The 19,188-nt window shown below is 38.4% G+C and carries 16 protein-coding genes; 4 read left to right on the top strand and 12 right to left on the bottom strand.

Annotation, left to right across the window (positions count from 1 at the left end; all coding sequences use genetic code 11):
• Position 1: 1 nt before the first annotated feature.
• The 12 genes from fabZ to rpsB form a co-directional block, all read right to left on the bottom strand.
• The gene (fabZ, locus tag H4J61_RS14590; protein WP_182137648.1) at positions 2-454 is read right to left on the bottom strand and encodes a 3-hydroxyacyl-ACP dehydratase FabZ; all 453 of its coding nucleotides are present in this window, start codon (positions 452-454) and stop codon (positions 2-4) included.
• A gap of 91 nt (positions 455-545) precedes the next feature.
• The gene (lpxD, locus tag H4J61_RS14585; RefSeq protein ID WP_182185720.1) at positions 546-1,568 is read right to left on the bottom strand and encodes a UDP-3-O-(3-hydroxymyristoyl)glucosamine N-acyltransferase; all 1,023 of its coding nucleotides are present in this window, start codon (positions 1,566-1,568) and stop codon (positions 546-548) included.
• A 450-nt stretch (positions 1,569-2,018) separates the two neighbouring features.
• Positions 2,019-2,537, bottom strand: a complete 519-nt coding sequence (locus H4J61_RS14580; RefSeq protein ID WP_182137646.1) for an OmpH family outer membrane protein — start codon at positions 2,535-2,537, stop codon at positions 2,019-2,021.
• 141 nt (positions 2,538-2,678) lie between these two features.
• On the bottom strand, positions 2,679-5,153 hold the full coding sequence (bamA, locus tag H4J61_RS14575; RefSeq protein ID WP_182185718.1) for an outer membrane protein assembly factor BamA: 2,475 nt from the start codon (positions 5,151-5,153) through the stop codon (positions 2,679-2,681).
• Between the two features lie 29 nt (positions 5,154-5,182).
• Positions 5,183-6,538 carry a sigma E protease regulator RseP gene (gene rseP / locus H4J61_RS14570; protein ID WP_182185715.1) on the bottom strand — a complete coding sequence of 452 codons (1,356 nt, stop codon included), beginning with the start codon at positions 6,536-6,538 and terminating at the stop codon, positions 5,183-5,185.
• A 20-nt stretch (positions 6,539-6,558) separates the two neighbouring features.
• Positions 6,559-7,758, bottom strand: coding sequence for a 1-deoxy-D-xylulose-5-phosphate reductoisomerase (ispC, locus tag H4J61_RS14565; protein ID WP_182185712.1), 1,200 nt, complete (start codon positions 7,756-7,758; stop codon positions 6,559-6,561).
• A 5-nt stretch (positions 7,759-7,763) separates the two neighbouring features.
• Positions 7,764-8,630: a phosphatidate cytidylyltransferase gene (locus H4J61_RS14560; RefSeq protein ID WP_182137642.1), complete on the bottom strand. Its 867-nt coding sequence runs from the start codon at positions 8,628-8,630 to the stop codon at positions 7,764-7,766.
• Between the two features lie 193 nt (positions 8,631-8,823).
• The gene (locus H4J61_RS14555) at positions 8,824-9,591 is read right to left on the bottom strand and encodes an isoprenyl transferase (RefSeq protein ID WP_182185710.1); all 768 of its coding nucleotides are present in this window, start codon (positions 9,589-9,591) and stop codon (positions 8,824-8,826) included.
• A 98-nt stretch (positions 9,592-9,689) separates the two neighbouring features.
• Positions 9,690-10,247, bottom strand: coding sequence for a ribosome recycling factor (gene frr, locus H4J61_RS14550; protein WP_182137640.1), 558 nt, complete (start codon positions 10,245-10,247; stop codon positions 9,690-9,692).
• Positions 10,248-10,266: 19 nt separating this feature from the next.
• Positions 10,267-11,007, bottom strand: coding sequence for a UMP kinase (gene pyrH, locus H4J61_RS14545; RefSeq protein WP_182137639.1), 741 nt, complete (start codon positions 11,005-11,007; stop codon positions 10,267-10,269).
• 296 nt (positions 11,008-11,303) lie between these two features.
• Complete coding sequence (gene tsf / locus H4J61_RS14540; protein WP_182185707.1) at positions 11,304-12,176, bottom strand: translation elongation factor Ts; 873 nt, start codon at positions 12,174-12,176, stop codon at positions 11,304-11,306.
• A gap of 94 nt (positions 12,177-12,270) precedes the next feature.
• Positions 12,271-12,999, bottom strand: coding sequence for a 30S ribosomal protein S2 (gene rpsB, locus H4J61_RS14535; protein WP_182137637.1), 729 nt, complete (start codon positions 12,997-12,999; stop codon positions 12,271-12,273).
• Positions 13,000-13,372: 373 nt separating this feature from the next.
• Between rpsB and H4J61_RS14530 the strand changes: the two genes are divergently transcribed.
• The 4 genes from H4J61_RS14530 (at position 13,373) to dapD (ending at position 18,757) form a co-directional block, all read left to right on the top strand.
• Positions 13,373-13,999 carry a hypothetical protein gene (locus H4J61_RS14530; protein WP_182185705.1) on the top strand — a complete coding sequence of 209 codons (627 nt, stop codon included), beginning with the start codon at positions 13,373-13,375 and terminating at the stop codon, positions 13,997-13,999.
• 371 nt (positions 14,000-14,370) lie between these two features.
• The gene (gene map, locus H4J61_RS14525; protein ID WP_182185703.1) at positions 14,371-15,159 is read left to right on the top strand and encodes a type I methionyl aminopeptidase; all 789 of its coding nucleotides are present in this window, start codon (positions 14,371-14,373) and stop codon (positions 15,157-15,159) included.
• Between the two features lie 112 nt (positions 15,160-15,271).
• Positions 15,272-17,896 carry a [protein-PII] uridylyltransferase gene (glnD, locus tag H4J61_RS14520; protein WP_259363351.1) on the top strand — a complete coding sequence of 875 codons (2,625 nt, stop codon included), beginning with the start codon at positions 15,272-15,274 and terminating at the stop codon, positions 17,894-17,896.
• A gap of 30 nt (positions 17,897-17,926) precedes the next feature.
• Entirely contained in the window at positions 17,927-18,757 is an 831-nt protein-coding gene (gene dapD / locus H4J61_RS14515) for a 2,3,4,5-tetrahydropyridine-2,6-dicarboxylate N-succinyltransferase (protein WP_182137633.1), read from the top strand.
• The last annotated feature ends 431 nt before the right edge of the window (positions 18,758-19,188 follow it).

Below are 19,188 nucleotides of genomic sequence, written 5' to 3'. Positions count from 1 at the left end.
ATTATATTGCTCTTCTTGCGCACATTAAATCCGCAGAACATACCACTTTGCCATCAACTTTAGCTTCGCCGTAAAACTTCCACATGCCACGGCGCTCTTTAATAAGTTCTAAATGCAAATGCATGGTATCTCCAGGATGAACGGGCTTTTTAAATTTTGCTTTATCAATTGAGGCAAATAAAAACAATTCACCATCGACTTTATCTGCAACTGATTTAAAGCCTAGAATACCGCTAGCCTGCGCCAGCGCCTCAAGAATAAGTACGCCTGGAAAGATAGAATAGCTTGGAAAATGTCCCATAAATGCAGGCTCATTGACTGTGACGTTTTTTATCGCATGGATTGACTTTCCAGGCGTATAATCAAGTACACGATCAACTAATAAAAACGGGTAACGATGTGGAATGATCTGTTTAATTCCTTCAACATCGATAATATTATTTTGCGATTCCAAAATTTATTCCTTTATGTATTTAATTATGACGTTTAAGTGCAAGTTTTTTACTCATCGTCATTAACTTAATGAATTCTTTCGTTAGCGAGAATTATTTCAATTGAGATAATTCTTTTTCTACTGTACTTAAGCGTTTAGTTAACGATTCAAGTTTTTTAATTCTTGCGTTATTTTTATGCCATTCTTTATTGGGTTGACATGGCATGCCAGATGAATAAACCCCTGGCTCAGATATCGCTTTTGTTACCATGGTCATACCGGTAAATACACAGTTATCAGCGATGCTAATATGACCATTTATACCAACAAGGCCAGCAATAACGCAATTTTTTCCAACCTCAGTACTGCCAGCAATAACACTACAAGCCGCCATGGCGGTATTCTCACCGATTACCACATTATGAGCAATCTGTATTTGATTATCTAAAATAACGCCATTATTAATAATAGTGTCACCTAAAGCGCCACGATCTATTGTTGTGCTCGCCCCTATTTCGACATTATCGCCAATAATAACTGTGCCTAATTGCGGTATCTTCACCCAACTGCCATTATTATTTGCATAACCAAAACCGTCGGAACCAATAACGGTATTAGCATGCACTGAGCAATTTTTACCGATAACCACGCCATGATAAATACTAACGTTAGACCAAATACTAGAGTTAGCACCTATTTGAGCGCCAATACCAATAAAAGTCCCTGCACCTATACTGACGCCGTTTGCAATATTCACACCGGCTTCAATCACCGCATTAGCACCAATAGTCACGCCTTCACCAATAATAGCGCCATCATCGATAGCAGCACTGGCGTGAATGCTGTGGGCAGGTTTTGGTGTTGTATCAAGTAACTGCGCAACTAAAGCATAGCCCATGTAAGGGTTACCCATGACCAAGGCATTAGTTTGACATTTTTCCGCGTCAGCTTCGGTGACAATAACGGCACTGGCATGAGTTGTTACTAATTGATCACTGTATTTACTGTTCGCTAAAAAAGCGATTTGTCCGGATGATGCCCCAGCTAAGGTGGCAATACTCAATATTTCACATTGTCCATCGCCTTGAACAACAGCCCCTATTTTTTCTGCAATGTCTGCAAGAATGTAACTCATAAGCATCAACTTTTTATATGTTGTCTAAGGTAAAGTTTAAAGTAGCCGTTATAACAGGCAGGTAAATTAATTGTTCAGCTTCAAATCGTCTAAGTAGCACACTGTTTCGTTGTGCACTATCACATCCGTTAACTATTTCAACAATGTGCTGCGACTTTTTTCTATTGGCTTACATCGACGTACAAGTATTGACTTATACTCTAGAGCCATCTTCTTACATGGGTGTAAGTCATCAGCGTATGTAGCAGCAATTATCCGTATTGAACATGACTCTTTGTCTCATTGAATGTAGTCAATTATTTAATCCATTTCGACTTAAAGAAAAGTGCTAGCCATCTTAGGGCTAAACGCAATATTCCGAATCAACTTGATTCGGAATATTAAATAGGCGAGAAAGCAAAGAATAAAGAACTGTATTAGTTTTTATTCAAACTGCCTGACAATAAATTATTACTTCAGTACACTAACTTGCTTAACCACTTCTGCTGTGATGGCAGAGTCTGGTTTTGAATAAACTACGGCACTTTGCTCAAGTACTAAATCATAATCACCTTTTGCAGCAATATTGTCTATTGCTTGGCGAACCAATGCGATGATTTTATTAGTTTCTTCGTTTTTACGCGCACCAGTTTTTTCCTGAAACTCTTTGCCTTTCGCTTGATAATCTTGATAAAGCGTACCAATTTGAGCTTCTAAATCTGCAATATCTTTAGCACTCATCAAAGAACTATCGCGTTTGCGCTTTTCTTGAAGGTACTTAATATCTGTCTCAAGTTTTGATAACACAGCTTGTTCGTCTTTAAACTCTTCGCCTAGACTTTTCATTATTGCTGCAGTTTGTGGAATTTTACCCATAACTTCTTGAAAGTTAACTACACCAATTTTTTGCTCTGCTGCCATAGCTGAACTTGCTAATAAAAACCCTGATGCTGCAGTAGCCATAGCGATAGATTTAATCAAATTTTTCAATTTTCACTCCTAAAATATTGTTCAATATTTTTATTTAATTTTGTTATGCGGTAGTTATACCGCCTCAGTTAATTTGGTTCAAGCCTATTTATTTAAAGGAAGCTAAATTATGTCAATTAACAGCCTTTATTTAAGCAAAACTTAAAACGTTTGGCCGATATTAAAGCTAAAGAATTCGGTATCATCGCTTTCAATTTCTTTCAATGTTTTAGCAAAACTAAAAATCATTGGCCCCATGGGTGATAACCACTGTACAGATAATCCTGCCGACGCACGATAGCGACCTGCATCTGAGTAGTCATCAATTTTTTCACGCTCAATGCTATTCAAGTCTTTGTAGCTGTTTAAATCAAATTCGGTATCCCAAACATTACCGGCATCAATAAATATACTTGTGCGAACACTGTTGCTAAAGCCTTCATCTAAAAATGGCGTTGGTACAATAAGTTCAAGACCTGCAATAGCAATAGCATTACCACCAACAGAACGTCTAGAGGTTTGAATGAAATCGTGATCAGGACCTAAACAACAGCCACCATTAGAGCCAACTGAATCCGGTGTTCCTGGAATTGAAGTTGGTCGGCGATATATGGCACGTGGTCCAACAATATTTGACTCAAAGCCTCTTAAAGTGCCAGAGCCACCCGCTCTAAAGTTTTCCCAAAATGGTAAAACTTGATCGTTGCCTTCGACAGAACCATAACCATTACCATAACCTAGCTGAAACTTAGCTAAAACAGTCCAGCGTTGGTCCTGGGTTAACGGAAAATACCATTTAGTATCTAAGTTAATTTTAAAATAATTCACGTCTGAGTTAGGCGTGGTCATCTTATAAGATAAACTTTGTTGCGAGCCGGCAGTAGGAAATGTTCCGCGATTCAGCGTTGAACGTGATATGGCGGCATTAACATCAAAGTTCTCAAAATTTAACCCACCATCAGGATCATTAGGATCTGAATATAATTCATAAAACTTCTGAATTTGTTCGTAAGATTCTAAGCGAGTAATACCATTATTCTTATAACCTGCACCAAAACTTAAGCGCACATACTCGTTAATAGGAAAACCTAAGGTAATACCTGCACCGTAAGTTTTATTATTATACTCAACTAAGTTGGCATTACCGGCGTCAAACTCTTGATAGAAAAGATTACCGCCTAACGAAACACCGTCAACCGTAAAATAAGGGTCGGTGTAAGAAACATTGGCACTTTTTGAATAGCTTGAGGTATTAATACTAAAACCTAAGCGATTACCCGTACCTAAAAAGTTATTTTGCTGGATACCCGCGTTTAAACTTAACTGTGTCGTTGAGCCATAACCAATACCGGCGGTAAATGAACCTGATGGTTGTTCTTTCACTTCAAAGTCAATATCAACGAGGTCGTCTTCACCAGGTAATTGGTTAGTTTGAAATTCAACCGTTTCCATATAAGGCAAACGTTGTAACCAAGCTTTTGAGCCTTCAACGAGATTGTTAGATAACCAAGCACCTTCCATTTGACGCATTTCACGGCGTAAAACGCTCTCAGAGGTGACATTATTGCCTTTAAAGTTAATGCGATTAACATAAACTCGTTTACCCGGATCGACAGACAACACCAGTTTCACGGTTTTGTTTTCTTCATCAATTTCAGGAATAGTCACCACTTTTGGATAGGCATAACCATAGCGACCTAAAAACTTGCTGACTAACTCTTCTGAGTAAGTCACCAGCGCACCATTATAAAGTTCTTCCGTTTTAATCGGGGTAATGGCACGAATAGTTTTTTCAAAGCCGGCCATATCACCAATAAAGTCAACTTCACTAACGGTATAAATCTCGCCCTCAGTAACATTAAGCGTGATGTATACCGCTTCTTTATTCGGTGTCATTGATACTTGCGTTGAATCAACTTTATATTGCAAATAACCTCGGTCGAGGTAGTAGCTTTTAATGGTTTCCATATCACCTTGCAAGGTTTGCTTTTGATAGCGATCTTGCGCCATAAAGTCCCACCAAGGTGAATCATAAGTTAATTCAATGCGCTCGAGCAACTCGGTATCTGAAAACTTTTCATTACCAACAATATTGATTTGCTCTATTGCAGCAGCATCACCTTCTTTAAAAACAAAGTCGATGTTAACGCGGTTACGCGGCAAGTGAGTGACATTGGCTTTAACATCAGCGTTGTATTTACCCACACTGTGATAAAAATCTTCTAAACCGACCTCAAGACCTGAAATAACGGTCATATCTAGCGTTTCACCAACACGAATATCACTGCCGTCAAGGCTTTCGGTTAATTGCTCTTCTTTGAGATCTTTATTACCATCAAAAGTAATAGCACTAATCGTTGCTCTTTCTCGGACCCGATAAATAACAGCATTAGCATCTCTTGAGACCACAACGTCACTGAAGTGGCCAGACTTATAAAGTGCCTTAATTGATTGTGATACACGAAACTCGTTTAAGTTATCACCAACATTGAATGGGATATGAGTTAAGGCCGCTCCTAGCGCAACACGCTGTAGGCCTTTAACTTGAATATCTTCTACTTGAAAATCGTCAGTCGCTTGCACTGATGTTCCCAAACTACCTAATAATACCGCCAGGGCAAGTTTTTTAATAATCATAAAATATTAACTTTATATACTTCTTTTAGTTATAATCGCGATAAATCGTTAAATATGGCGATACTCATTAAGCTTAGTAACGCTATAGTACCAAATTTAAAACCTATTTCTTGTATTTTTTCTGGCACGGGTTTCCCCGTTAAAAGCTCGATAAAATAGTAAAACAAATGTCCTCCATCTAAAACAGGTAAAGGTAAAAGATTAATTATGCCAAGGTTGATACTAATAAGCGCTAAAAAGCCCAGAAAGTAGACAAAGCCATAACTAGCGCTATTACCTGCACCTTGTGCAATTGATATTGGGCCACTTAAATTTTTAACTGATACGTCACCGGTAATTAGCTTACCAATCATATCAAAACTTAATGTTACTAAATTCCATGTTTTTACCACACTTTGTTCAAGTGCAGATATTGGACCATAAGCTTGTTCAAATAAATATTCTTTTGGATAGGGATCCGATATCGGCTGTACACCTAAATAACCAATCACCTTACCTTGCTGCATTTTTGCCTCAGGTTGAACGTTAAGCGTTAATTCTTTACCATCTCGTAATACCCTAACCGGAATGTTTTTGTCTGGATAGAGTTTAATTTGATCAGAAAACTTCTGCCACTGACCATTAATGTTTTCATCCGCAATCGAAAGTAATTCATCACCTACGGCTAATCCTGCTTTTGCTGCTGGGCTACCTGCTGCAACAACGGCTAACTTTGCTTGCACATTAGCCCGATATGGCATAAAACCTAAACTGGCTATCGAGGATTCTTTTTCCGGAGCAAATGTCCAGTTTTTGGTATTTAAGTTAAAGTCTTGACTTGATGTTCTATCCGCGGTCTTTACCGTAAAGATAATATTGTTGTCGCCTATTGCACTGACTAACGCCAAATTAACCGCTTGCCAGTCTAAGGTTTCCTGCCCTGAAATAGCAATTATTTCACTATTTCTCGGTAAGTTAGCCTCACTAGCAATTGAACCCGCAGTTACCTCACCAATAATAGGCTTTACGCTTGGCACACCAATTAAAAACATTAAATAGAAAGCAACAATAGCAAAGCCAAAATTAGCAAAAGGCCCCGCGGCTATAATGGCAATGCGTTGATACACTGACTTAGCATTAAAGGTGCGACTTATTTGTGCTTCGCTTACGTCATCGACTCGACTATCGAGCATTTTTACGTATCCGCCCAGTGGTATCATGGCGATAACAAACTCAGTGCCGTGACGGTCGACTTTACGCCAAATGGCTTTACCAAAACCGATAGAAAAGCGGTCTACTTGCACACCGTTTTTACGTGCGACCCAAAAATGACCGTATTCGTGAACGGTAATTAAAATACCTAGTGCAACAACAAAAGACACAAGATTCCATATAAACTCTAACATGCTACTACTCTTTAATTACGCTAATGCTTGGCTTGAGTTATCAGTGATTGTGCGAAGACTCTAACATTTTTATCCAAAGCAACAACCTCTTCAATTGAAGTCACCTTTTCTGAGACAAATTTATTGACAGAAGTTTCATTTATTTTCGCAATATCAGTAAATTTAATTTTTTCGTTTAAAAAAGCATCAACGGCAATTTCATTGGCGGCATTCAGTGCCGTACATGCACCTTGGCCACTTTTACAGGCATCAATGGCTAACTTTAAATTTGGATACTTGATGAGGTCGACTGCTTGAAATTCTAATGATTTAGCTGCGAAAAAATCAAAGGGTGCGACGCCAGATTCAATGCGTTGTGGAAAACTTAATGCATGCGCAATCGGTGTACGCATATCAGGATTACCCATTTGAGCAATAACAGAGCCATCTTTATATTGCACCATAGAGTGAATAGTACTTTGCGGGTGCAGCACAACTTGAATATCATTAGGGTCAAGATTAAACAGCCATTTGGCCTCAATAAACTCTAGGCCTTTATTCATCATAGTAGCTGAATCAACCGATATTTTACGGCCCATATCCCAATTAGGATGTGCACAAGCCTGTGCAGGAGTCACATGCTCTAACTCATGACTCTCCCAGGTTCTAAACGGCCCACCTGAGCCTGTTAATAAGACTTTACTCACCCCGTTATCAGCTAGGTCACAATAACCTGGTTGTTGTTGTGCCCTTAAGGGTAAACACTGAAATATTGCATTGTGTTCGCTATCAATCGGCAAAAGCTGGGCGCCAAATTCTTTTACGGCTTCAATAAATATGGCGCCAGAAGTCACTAAAGCTTCCTTATTAGCGAGCAACACTTTTTTACCGGCTTTTACTGCCGCTAATGTCGGCAACAGGCCTGAAGCACCGACAATAGCGGCCATCACCGTATCAGTAATCGGGTCTTGTGCGATGGTTTCAAGCGCAGAAGTACCTGAGGTCACCTCAATGTGACCAAGTTTTGCGACAATCAGTTTTTTAACCAGCAGTTCGGCATGTATTTCAGAGACCATAACGACTTTATTAGGTTGAAACTCTAGGCATTGATTGAACATATCATCAACGCTTGAATAGGCCGACAAACTCACAATATCAAATTTTTCAGGATGCAATCGCACAACATCTAAGGTGCTTTTGCCAATGGATCCGGTAGAGCCTAGAATACACAATTTTTGCATTTATGCTACCAACCCAAATATACGTAACATAACGCATAGATAGGTGCTGTTGCGGTTAAACTGTCAATACGGTCAAGTACCCCACCGTGCCCTGGCAATATGGTACCACTATCTTTTACACCCGCTTGACGTTTAAACATACTTTCATTTAAATCACCCAAGACAGAAATAGTGGTAATTAAAATCGTTACGGGTATTACAACGCGATACTGCGCTATAGACCAATCAATAATATAACCGGCAACTGCCACCATAACACAGGCAAAAATAACCCCGCCTAAAAAACCCTCTAAGGTTTTACCTGGGCTGACATTAGGTAAAAGTTTGCGCTTGCCAATAGACTTGCCGACAAAGTAAGCACCAACGTCAGCACTCCATACCATGAGAAGCAGGAACATCAACAATTGCGCGCCATGGTAACTGTCTACTTGATAATCGCTACTTCTAAGCACCATAAAAGCCAACCACGTAGGAATTAACGTTAAACAGCCAAAAATTCCGCGCACCGAGCGATGACTTGACCAAAATGCGCTATAGCGTGGGTATAAAAAGGTTAAGCCTGCAGACAACAACCACCAAGCAACAGCTAACCATAACACTATATTGGCTTGCTCAAGTAAAAGCTTTGGCGCATGCCACAATTGCTCAAGCGGTAAAAAATGCCATAATGTTGCTATTAATATACTGGTGATCGCCACAAAAGCTAATCGGCGACGCTTGTTGGCAAAACCCATTAAGGGTCCCCATTCCCAAGCACCAATAGCCATAACAACTAGCATTACTGCTGCAAAGTTAATTAGAGATAAATAAAAAATCGCCCAAATCGCAGCGGGTGCGAGTATTAATGCAGTTATAATGCGTTGTTTTAACAAACGATATTCCTTAAATTGTGTTATAGCAACTTGATTAATGACCGGTTAATTTTTACTGGTTAAAATGAAAAAATACGGCGTTATAAAACTTATCAGTAGAATAACTACTCACTAAATTTTATGCCTGGTATTCATCCATTTTTCCTCATTAAAAAGTAGATCATTTGGTTAATCAAATTGTTATTAAGTATTTTTAGTTTTTATTAGTTACTTGTTCACCCGTTTGACCAAAACGTCGTTCTCGTTGGTCAAACACAGTAATCGCTTTTATAAACTCTTTTTCATTGAAGTCTGGCCATAAGACATCGGTAAAATATAACTCTGCATAGGCGGCTTGCCAAAGCAAAAAATTACTTATGCGATAATCGCCACCTGTTCTGATCAATAAATCTAATTCAGGTAACTGCGCCAAACTTGTTTGTTCGTGTAGTGCGGCTTCGGTAATCTCATCAGCGATGATTTCTTGACGTGCTACTTTTTCTGCCAATTTTTTTGCTGCGTGAGTGATATCCCAACGACCGCCATAGTTAGCGGCGATTGATAATACCATACCAGTATTTTCAGCCGTTAAAGCTTCTGAGTCTTGGATCATTTTCTGCAATTTGCTGGAAAACTTACTCAAGTCACCAATCACATTAAATTTAATACCATTTTTATGCAATCGTTTAACTTCTCGAGTTAACACAAACATAAACAGATCCATCAAAACGCCAACTTCACTTTCGGGCCGTTGCCAGTTTTCGCTACTAAAGGCGAATAAGGTCAACGCTTTAACACCACTTTTTGCTGCCGTAGCGACTGAAGATCTCACTGACTCAACACCAGACTTATGCCCTGCTGCGCGTTTTTTCCCTCTTAACTGCGCCCAACGGCCATTACCATCCATAATAATAGCAATATGCTGAGGTATTTTTGCCTCTACTGCTAGCAAGGGGTTAATTTGGTTATCTGTTTTACTCACATACTCTCCATAGTAAGCTTAACGCTGAGTATTAAATTGGTCTATGCAAAAACGCCGTAGTCATTATCTACGGCGTTATGGATTAAGCAATGAAAATTTTAAATTTCCATTAATTCCTTCTCTTTAACGGTCAAAATATCATCAACTTGTTTAATAAACGTGTCAGTAATCTTTTGTATGTCATCTTCCGCTTGATGCATTTCGTCTTCACTGACTTCTTTTTCTTTATTCAATGATTTAATGTCAGTATTTGCATCACGACGGATATTACGTACCGCAACTTTACCGCCTTCTGCCTCAGCACGAACGACTTTAACTAAGTCTTTACGTCGCTCCTCGGTTAGCGCCGGTAAAGGAATACGAATTAACGTACCTTGTGATGACGGGTTAAGCCCTAAGTCAGACTTTAAAATGGCTTTTTCAACTGCACCAATCATACCTTTGTCAAATACGGTAATAGCTAGAGTACGTGCGTCTGGCACAGCGATATTACCCACTTGGTTAAGCGGTGTGTCCATACCGTAATATGAGACAACAATATTATCGAGTAATGAACGATGTGCTCGCCCAGTACGTACTTTGTTCAAACTAATTTTTAATGACTCGATACTTTTCGCCATTCTTTCTTGAGCGTCTTGTTTTATTTCGTTTATCACTATTTTATTCCTGCACTAATTAATTTAAATTTTTGGCGTGATCTATCGTTGTACCTTCATCACCACCCATAATGACGGACTTTAATGCGCCAGGTTTATTCATATTAAACACACGTAGCGTCATACTGTGATCACGCGCTAGCGTAAAAGCAGCTAAATCCATCACTTGTAATTCTTTTTCTAAAACGTCTTGATAGGTTAAATGGCTATATAAGGTTGCATCTGGATTGGCAACAGGATCTTCTGAGTAAATGCCATCAACCTTGGTCGCTTTTAACACCACGTCAGCTTCAATTTCAATACCACGTAAACACGCTGCTGAATCAGTGGTAAAAAATGGGTTGCCTGTGCCAGCACTAAAAATAACTACACGGCCAGATTTTAATAAGCTAATAGCTTCAGCCCAATTATAGCGGTCACAAACACCAGCTAAATCGATTGCTGACATTAAACGCGTATTAACAAAAGCACGATGTAAAGCGTCACGCATGGCTAAGCCATTCATCACGGTTGCCAACATGCCCATTTGGTCACCCACAACACGATTCATGCCGGCTTCAGCCAGGCCTTTACCACGGAACAGATTACCACCGCCAATAACTAAGCCAACCTGAATGCCCATTTCGATTAATTCTTTTATTTCTTGTGCCATGCGATCCAATACTTTCGGATCTATGCCAAAACCTTCTTCGCCCATTAGGGCTTCACCACTAAGTTTTAAAAGAATTCGACGATACATTGGTTTGGGGTTGATGCTCATGTAATAAACATTCCTTAAGAATTTTTAAATTAAAATAGACTAGGTCTGATCGACCGCGACTATTTTAATACGTTTAGCCACGGTTCGAAAGTCAAATATGAAAAAAGTCTACCCTAGAAGCTATTTATCGTTTTTCACTGATAAAATAGTATGATATTTGAACAATAACTACACATTATCCAAAGTAGCTGACTTATTGTCGCCTAGATTACCTGCAAAATTTTGTCATAAAAAAAGCGCCAATTGGCGCTTTTTCAAGAAATTTGCTTTAACTCATATCAATTCACCAAGGTGAATTAAGCTTTAGCCGCAGCGATTTGTGCTTCAACTTCAGCAGCGAAATCTTCTTGTTTCTTCTCAATACCTTCACCAACTTCTAAACGAACAAAGTTAGCAACTGAAATGCCTTTCTCTTTTAAGATAACGCCGACAGTTTTCTTAGGTTCCATGATGAAAGGTTGACCGGTTAAAGACACTTCACCAGTGAATTTTTTCATACGACCAATAATTATTTTTTCAAGCAATTCTACAGGCTTTTTCTTGTTTTCTTCAAGCTTGTCATTTTCAATTTTTAAGATATCTAATTGAATCGCTTTTTCTTTTTCAACAACATCAGCAGGAACATCTTCAGGATTGATGTAATCAGGCTTGCTTGCAGCAACGTGCATAGCGATGTGCTTAAGTGCTTCTGCATCACCTTCACCAGCAACAACAACACCGATAGTAGCGCCGTGACTGTATGTCGCTAATGTAGTACCTTCAATGTATTCTACGCGACGAACATTGATGTTTTCACCAATTTTTGTCACTAGCGTAATGCGCTTTTCTTCGAATTGAGCTTGTAACTCTTCGATAGTTGCTTTAGCAGCAAGAGCGGCATCAGCAACTTCATTAGCAAAAGCTAGGAAGTTATTATCTTTTGCTACGAAATCAGTTTGGCAGTTAACTTCAACTAAAGCAGCAAGGCCACCTTCAGTTTTAATTAAGATTGTACCTTCAGCAGCGATATTACCCGCTTTTTTAGCCGCTTTCGCTTGGCCAGACTTACGCATATTTTCAATCGCAAGTTCCATATCGCCGTTAGCTTCTTGTAAAGCTTTTTTACAATCCATCATGCCCGCAGCTGTGCGTTGACGTAATTCTTTAACTTGTGCAGCAGTAATTGTCATGAAATTTTCCTCAATATAAAAAGTTATCAGTAATTACCACAACAACCAAAATTGTTGTGGTAATAACAGCATAAAACGTTACTTAAAACTGAATTTATTCAGTTTCAACAAAACCGTCTTTTTCAGCTTGTACTGCGATGTTTTGCTCGCGACCTGAAAGTACAGCGTTAGCTGCAGAATCTAAGTATAAGGTCACAGCGCGAATCGCATCATCGTTACCTGGAACGATGTAGTCAACGCCATCTGGATTTGAGTTTGTATCAACAACAGAAATTACTGGAATGCCTAAGTTGTTAGCTTCTTTAATAGAAATGTGCTCATGATCCGCATCAATAATAAATAAAACATCAGGTAAACCACCCATGTTTTTGATACCACCAAGGCTTTTCTCAAGTTTTTCCATTTCACGAGTACGCATTAAAGCTTCTTTTTTAGTAAGTGCTTCAAATGTACCGTCAGAACTTTGAGCTTCAAGATCTTTTAAACGTTTGATTGATTGACGTACTGTTTTCCAGTTAGTCAACATACCACCTAACCAACGGTGATTTACGTAAAATTGATCACATTTTATCGCTGCATCTTTTATAGCATCGCTTGCTGCGCGTTTAGTACCAACAAATAAAACTTTACCTTTCTTCGAAGAAACATTGCTTAATACAGCAAGAGCGTCGTTGAACATTGGTACAGTTTGTTCAAGGTTGATGATATGAACTTTATCACGAGCACCAAAAATGTATGATTTCATTTTTGGGTTCCAATAACGGGTTTTGTGACCGAAATGAACACCTGCTTTAAGCATATCGCGCATAGAAACGTTTGGCATGTTTTTTCCTTTGTGGGGTTAAGCGTTCATACATCCAATATACACGACCCTTATTGCGCTTTACTTATTGTAAATTCGCTGAGCACCCCGGTATATCTTTGCTAGATGTATGTGAGTTTAGTTTTAATGTACTGAATTTTTTCAATACCCTTTTTAGTGCTAAATATATTTGAAAAAATCAGCGAAGATTTAGACAAGCATCATCGACGACTCAGACAAACAATTTAACGGCGCACTTTATAACATATTCAAGAGCAATTAACTAGTTTTTAACTTGAAATTAAGCTTAATAATATTTTATTTTACTAAGGGCTAGGATCTTTAATAGCAGCAAGTTAAAATTAGGCCACTTTTTTATCAGGCTCGTTAACTTATGTCATTGAACACACCAAATGCAGAACTTTTTTATATTTATGATAGTCATTGTCCTTGGAGCTATGCCTCTGCAGTATTAGTTGAAAAAGTGTTAAGTGCTTTTCCAAACATTACGCTTAGAGCTATGCACATAGGTTATTACGATGGCGACAACAAAGTATCAGCCACTACCCTTGCTGATGTAGGCGAATTTAGTCAAGTAGTGTTTGGTGCTAACTACCTTGATACACTCAATTACACAAAAGACTCAACTTTAGCGGCTAACTTAATGGCTTGGGTGCAAAACAAATCAGCAAAGTCTGCCTTTGAATTGTTGACGAAATTGCAGCATGCACATTTTGTTTTAGGTAATGAATTGACTGACCAAGAAAGCGTTAGTGAAATTATTGACGAACTCAAGCTGTCACCACCGGCAAAGTGCCTGCAATCTAACAAGCTAACCAAAGATGCTGAATTTGCTATTCATGATATTATTGAAGTGCAGGAAATTATTGGCACACAAGCCATTCCAGCGATGTTACTAGCATGCAATGAGAGTTTGGTATTGTTAAATCACAACCTTTATTTAGAGAATCCTGAAGCCATAATAGAAGCCGTTAACATTGAATTAGAGAATTTATCTTAATGCTAAGTGATGACAACTTCGCGTTGTCATCAATGTTTTTTAAAGGGTATTACCCTATAAAAATAGCTCAATATGTAGAAAAAAGAGCGCTAAAATTATTTTTACTGCTGCACAGTACTTTTTTCCATCGTTAATATTTACACCCTATACCTAGCAAACATCCGCTATTTGTCATTTAATTATTCACTCTAGCGTTTTACGATTGGGAATAAGTAACAAAAGCAGGTAAAATCACCCATAATTATTATTTACCTACGACCTAATTTTATTGCAATACAGTTTTTTGCAAGACTGTTTATTTCAATAAACAGTCTAAGTAGCTAATTAATTTATCCTATTCACATTATTTACAGAGTCACGTTTGAGGTTTTATGACAATAACGATTAAAGATCAGCAAGAAATTCAAAAAATGAAAATTGCGGGAAAACTTGCTGCAGATGTATTGGAAATGATCGAACCTCACGTTCAGGCTGGCGTAACAACCGACCAGCTTAATACCTTATGTGCTGAATTTACTGAGAAAGTACAAAATGCCATTTCGGCACCTTTAAATTACCATCATTTTCCAAAGTCCATTTGTACTTCAGTTAACCACGTGGTTTGCCACGGCATTCCCAATGACACGCCTTTAGTTGATGGCGATATACTCAACATTGATATTACCGTAATAAAAGATGGCTACCACGGTGACACCAGTAAAATGTTTTTAATTGGTGAAACGTCTGCTGAAGATAATCGTCTTTGTCGTATTACCCAAGAAGCACTTTATATCGGCATTAAAAAAGTTAAGCCCGGCAATACCTTTGGTGAAATAGGCACGGCTATTCAAAAATTCATCAAAAAATCGGGGCGTTATTCGATAGTCAAAGAATATTGTGGCCATGGTATAGGCACAGAATTCCATGAAGAACCGCAAATTGTTCATTATAAAAATAATGACAACGAAAAGATGCAAGAAGGCATGTGTTTTACCATCGAACCTATGATCAATTTAGGTCGTGCTAATACCCTGCTCGACAAAGAAGATAAATGGACGGTATATACCTTAGATGGTAAAAAATCAGCACAATGGGAACACACCCTTGTAGTGACCAAAACGGGTTGCGAAATATTAACCTTACGCAAAGATGACACCATTGCCCGAATATTACATAATTAAATGGTTAAATGGTTAAATGGTTAATAACTCAGTAACCATTAGTAATATTATAAATTAAAAGCTAATGGCAATATTAATAAAAAATATGAGAGCTAAATATGAGAGCTAATTGTTGAATACATCATCATTAATTCCAGATAAGTACATTGAGGCTCTCTCCGTTAGTGCCCCTTCATTAAATAGTTCACAAATATGTTTACTGAGTAATGAATTTCTTCAGTGGCAAAAAGAGCAATTTCCCATTAGTGAAGTTACCTCACTTGTTGCTGCTAGAGCTTTTTATGTTGATCTGATTTTAACCAAACTTTGGTGTCAGCACCATTTGGATGAATTTCAAATCAGTTTGGTTGCTGTTGGCGGTTATGGTCGCAAAGAGCTTCATCCCTATTCAGATGTTGACATTTTATTAATTACCCAAAATGTCGTAGCCGATGACTTAGCCGAAAAAATATCCGCTTTTATTACCCAACTTTGGGATGTAAAACTGGATATAGGTCATAGCGTTCGCAACATAAAAGAATGTCTAAATCAAGCAATTGACGATGTTACCATCGCGACAAACTTGATGGAATTGCGACAAATTTGCGGTAATAATGCCTTAGTGTCTCAATTACAACCCTTGTTGATTGAAGACATTTTTTGGACCTCTGAAAAGTTTTTTCTTGCCAAGCGTAATGAACAGTATCAACGTCATCAACAATACCATGGCGCATCTTATACCCTCGAACCTAACTTGAAAGCTAACCCTGGTGGTTTACGCGACATTCAAACTATTGGCTGGGTCGCCAAACGTCATTTTATGGCAGATACGCTTGAGCAATTGATTGACCATAACTACCTCACCACTAATGAATTTTTTGAACTGCTTGAGTGTCAAGATTATTTATGGCGCATGCGCTGTGCATTGCACTTTATCGCTGGACGTAATGAAAACCGCTTACTGTTTGACTACCAGGCTGATGTTGCTGAGTTAATGGGTTTTGGCGATGGTGGCAAGCTTGCTATCGAACGGATGATGAAACGATTTTTCCGTATTATATCGCGTGTTTCAGAGTTAAATAGAATGCTATTGCAGCATTTTGAATACGCGATATTAAACGAAAAAAAACACAGTAAGAAAATAGTGCTTAATGATGACTTTGTCATTATTGATGGTCAAATCAAGGTCTGTGATAAACGAGTTTTTACCCGTTCAACCATGATCATGGAAATGTTTTTACTGATTGCCCAACATAAAGAGATTACTGACTTACATCCAGAGACTTTACGCTTAATGCGTAATGCGCGCCGGCGATTAGTATCAGGTATGATTGACTATGCTCGCTGCCGGGAAATCTTTATCGCGTTAATTAAACACCCTCGCGGTTTAGGCCTAGCGTTTACACTTATGCACCGCCATTCTATTATTGGTGCTTACTTACCGCTATGGCGAAATATAGTTGGCCAAATGCAGTTTGATTTATTTCATGCCTATTCTGTCGACGAGCACAGTTATCGTTTATTAAAAAACTTGTACCGTTTTAGCCAAGTAAAACATAATAATGAATACCCTTTGTGCAGCAAAATTGTTCAACGTGTTCGTAAACCTGAGCTATTATATCTTGCCGGTATATTTCATGATATTGCTAAAGGTCGTGGTGGTGATCATGCAAAACTTGGCGCGATTGACGCGTTAAATTTTGCTAAAATCCATAAATTAGGTGATCACGACGGTCGAATGATCGCTTGGCTAGTAGAAAAACATTTATTAATGTCAGTTACCGCTCAGCGCAGAGATATTTCTGACCCTGAAGTCATTAAAACTTTTGGCACGATTGTACGAGACGAAGCTCACTTAGACTACTTATACTGTTTAACTGTCGCTGACATGCGTGCCACCAACGAAAGTTTATGGAATAGTTGGAAAGCTAATCTACTGGAAGATTTATATTATAGTACTAAACGAGCCTTTAGACGTGGTCTTGAAAAGCCAGTTGATTTAAGAGCAAAAATTAGAGAAAATCAACAACAAGCTATTGAAATTTTAAAAGTAGAATCACTTGATCAAGAGCGCTTAAAACAATTATGGAAAGAGTTTAAAGCCGACTACTTTTTACGTTATTCTCCTGAACAAATTGCTTGGCACTCTAAGCATATTTTGTCGCACAACAAAGTTAAGCCCTTGGTCATTATTAGTCCAAAACCTTATCGTGGTGGCACAGAAGTATTTGTTTATACAAAGGATAAACCTAATATATTTTTCAATATTGTTTCATTACTTGGCGCAAAAAAACTGTCCATACATGATGCAAAAATAACTACTAATAAGTCTGGCTTCACTGCTAACACCTTTGTGGTCTTAGATAACCGTAATAAAGCCATTAATGATAGTGCTAGAGCCCTGACCATAGCGCGTTCGTTAAGCGTTAAATTAGCGTCAAAAGAAATCCGTATCAAGCCTAAGCCTTTAGCGAAACGCTTTCGCCAATTTAAAGTACCAACACATGTCAGTTTTATCGACGGTACAGCAAAAAACCGGACGATATTAGATATAGTGGCTTTAGATCATCCCGGTTTATTGGCTAATATTGCTACTATTTTTCAAAAATGTAACATACAAATACATTCAGCTAAAATCACCACATTCGGCGAAAAAGCTGAGGATGTTTTTACCATTTCAAATAATGACAATAAAATACTAACCACAGAGCAAAAAAACGTATTAGAAGCGATGCTTTGCGCTGATAGTCACCGATAAACTTTAGCAAATTAATCTTAGGAATTTTTGATGTTAGCATTACAAACAATTATTGAACAAGCGTTTGAAGAGCGTATGAACATTACGCCTGCCACTGTCTCTACTGAAGTAAAACAAGCGGTATTAGATGCATTAGCGGCATTAAACAATGGCTCAGCGCGCGTTGCAGAAAAAATTGCGGGTGAATGGGTTGTACACCAGTGGCTTAAAAAAGCTGTGTTACTCTCATTTAGAATTTGGGATAACGAAGTTATCGACGGCGCAGAAAGCACATTTTTCGATAAAGTGCCGATGAAATATACTGATTATAGCCATGCCGATTTTGTTGCTGATGGTGTCAGAGTTGTACCGGGTGCGTCAGTGCGTACCGGTAGTTTTATTGGTAAAAATGTTGTGGTAATGCCAAGTTTCGTTAACATTGGTGCCTATGTAGATGAAGGCTGTATGGTAGACGCTTGGGCAACGGTTGGCTCTTGTGCACAAATTGGTAAAAACGTGCATCTATCAGGTGGCGTTGGCATTGGCGGCGTACTTGAACCGCTACAAGCCGGACCAACCATCATTGAAGACAATTGCTTTATTGGCGCTCGTTCAGAAATTGTTGAAGGCGTTGTGGTTGAAGAAGGTGCCGTAATTTCAATGGGCGTTTATATCGGTCAAAGTACGCGTATTTATGACCGAGAAACTGGTGAAGTGCATTACGGTCGAGTACCAGCAGGTTCAGTTGTTGTGCCAGGTAACCTTCCCTCTAAATGTGGTACCTATAGCTTATATGCAGCGATAATCGTTAAAAAAGTTGATGCAAAAACACGTGCTAAAGTAGGTATTAATGCCCTACTTCGCTCGGTATCTGAAGAGTAATTTTCTGCTTTAACTGTTAACCTTAACTTGTGTAGTGTTGTTAAGTACACTGCACAAGTTTAATTAAAACATTATACCTCTTAAATAAAACCCTGTTTGTTAACACCTTGCTTCTCATCTAGATTGACTAAATAAATTTTCTAAATATCTGCTCATCACCATGCTCAGCACCATAAACCCAATGCTTAAAAAGCGCTTTAAATCAAAAGTTCATCAACAAGTCAAAGCACTATAATATTAAGCGAGAAGGTCAAATAATCTAACTTAGTCAAATTTATAATTGCTCTAAGCTTTGCCGCTATAACGCTTACCACTATCACCTTTGCAATCATCAAGCTAAGTACACTTTATTATCAAAAAAAACATTATAATTTACTGCTACAAATAGAGATAAAAACGCCATTAAGTAACCTATCTATTAAACTGCTCTC

Origin of the sequence: Colwellia sp. MB3u-4 (assembly GCF_014077065.1) — a bacterium.
GTDB lineage: Bacteria > Pseudomonadota > Gammaproteobacteria > Enterobacterales > Alteromonadaceae > Cognaticolwellia.
Note: the sequence above shows the minus strand (reverse complement) of the source record. Positions and strands in the feature narration are given on the sequence as shown.